General features: G+C 34.8%; 2 protein-coding genes. Both read right to left on the reverse strand.

The window, feature by feature from the left end:
• Positions 1 to 178: 178 nt before the first annotated feature.
• Positions 179 to 1105: an NAD-dependent epimerase/dehydratase family protein gene (locus QRN68_RS25355; RefSeq protein WP_285400111.1), complete on the reverse strand. Its 927-nt coding sequence runs from the start codon at positions 1103 to 1105 to the stop codon at positions 179 to 181.
• 150 nt (positions 1106 to 1255) lie between these two features.
• Positions 1256 to 1783, reverse strand: a complete 528-nt coding sequence (locus tag QRN68_RS25360) for a YceI family protein (protein WP_285400113.1) — start codon at positions 1781 to 1783, stop codon at positions 1256 to 1258.
• Positions 1784 to 2253: the final 470 nt, after the last annotated feature.

Here is a 2253-nt window from a genome sequence, read left to right on the forward strand (position 1 = left end):
AAAACCCTTTCATCGATCAATAATAAACCTATTTTTTCCTAATCAACACGCCTGTAAAAATATAAAAAGACGATTTACCCCTCTATGTAGGGTAAATCGTCAAATACTACACTTAAAAATCTTCATCTTCATATTTGAGTACTAAGCGAGGTACTGTGGACATACTTTTACAATTTGTTTAAATTTCTACTATCTTTTCATTTTGTAACGTTTGCAATGTACGCTCTATACCTTCCGCAAAAGAAGTTTTTGGTCTCCATCCTATTGCCTTCGCCAACTTTTCATTATTTAAAAACGAATGCTCAATATCTCCCTCTCTTGCAGGAGCATATTGAATTTCTAAAGGATGGTTTAAATGCTGTAGTAATAAAATGACTTGATGAATTGACCATGCCTCATTAGTCGATACATTATAAATACCTTGTAATCTAGCCTGTACACCTGCATAAATGGCATCTGCAATGTCATCTACATAAATGAAATCTCGTGTCTGTTCTCCATCTCCATAAATCGTAAAGGGCTTTCCTTCAATACTGCTTCTTAGCATGCTTGGAATAACTGCCGCTTCCCCATGCATACATTGCCTTGGACCGAATACATTAGCAAATCTGTATATTAATGTTGGTAAACGATAATCTTTTTGCCATTTTTCGCAGTATGTTTCACCAATACTTTTATTTAATCCATACATAGAAATCGGCTCACTAACATCTGTTTCTTCTAGTGGTGGATAGTGACTATCACCATAAACAGCTGCAGAAGAGGCAAAAACGAAATGCTGTACCTTATATTTTGACGATAAGAAGAGCATTTGACTAAGCCCTACAATATTCGTTAAAACATCCTTCACAGGCTCATGCATTGATTTTTGGACACTTGTTTGTGCTGCACAATGGATGACCACATCAAATGATATTTCCTTAAAGAGATGCTCACAAACTTCATCTTCCACATTCAAAAGATAAGATTTATGCTTAAAGTCAACATTGCGTAAATGACCTGTGCTTAAATTATCAATAATATAAACATTTGCACCTTCTTTAAAGAAACGTCTTGCCACTGCACTGCCTATAAAACCATAACCACCTGTTACTAATACATTCATCCCATCGCCCCCAAAAACAATATGATGATTTATATGCAGTAATTACTAAAATTATGCAAGAAACTTATTTATTGTATTATTTTTACAAATTAGTTTTAGAAAATAAAAAAACTGTGCCCGATAATATTTATCGAGGCACAGTATACAAGATTAAGCCGGATTTACTTCTAATTCAACTGTAATCTTAATGTCTTTACCAACAAGAACACCGCCAGTCTCCAAAGCTGCATTCCAAGTCAAGCCAAATTCTTCACGATTGATTGTCGTTTCAGCTTCAAAGCCATAAACTTCTTGGCCCCACGGATTTGTACCTTTACCATTAAATTCAGTATCAAATGTAACTGATTTCGTGACGTCTTTAATTGTTAAGTCACCTGTAATCGCATATTCATCCGCTGATTTTTTTGTAATGTTTGTTGATTTGAACGTGATTGTTGGATAATTTTCAGTATCGAAGAAATCAGCTGCTTTTAAGTGATTATCACGATCTTCACTACGTGTGTTAATGCTAGCTGCATCAATTGTAAAGCCAATTTTTGCTGTTGTTAAATCTGCAAGATCTGCTGCTTCAATATCTGCTGAATAAGTATCAAAGACACCTTTTACTTTTGATACCATCATGTGTTTTACTTGAAAGTTAATTGCTGAGTGTCCTAAATCAATGTTCCATTTTGTCATTATAAATTCCTCCAATTTGGTTATTATATCTCGAATTCGAGATATATGTTAAAATATGAAGTAACTACATTAATTATGTTCCCCAGTATTCTGAGAATAAATATTTGTAGTTACTTCTTTCGTACATCCTAGTTTACATTAGTTACTAAAAGTAATCAATTACTTTATGTAACTAACTGTATATTAATAATTAAATTACGTCAAGTGATTATTAAAAATTTTTTCAATCAATGATACTAAGTTTTCATTTCGAAGGTTGTGTGTGGTTGGTGATTTGGATTCGAGACTTCCTTTGGGATTTATTTCTACCTAAGCAGTTCTACTAACCGCAGTTCTTCGGCTTATCTGGACAGATGGGACTTTACCTGAGCAGTTCTACTGGATACCCGAGCGGTTCGGGACGCTACCCGATCACTTTTCGGCATACCCGAGCAGTTCGGGGCGCTACCCGATCACTTTTTCGGCATACC

Origin of the sequence: Lysinibacillus sp. fls2-241-R2A-57 (assembly GCF_030209535.1) — a bacterium.
Taxonomy (GTDB): Bacteria; Bacillota; Bacilli; order Bacillales_A; family Planococcaceae; genus Lysinibacillus.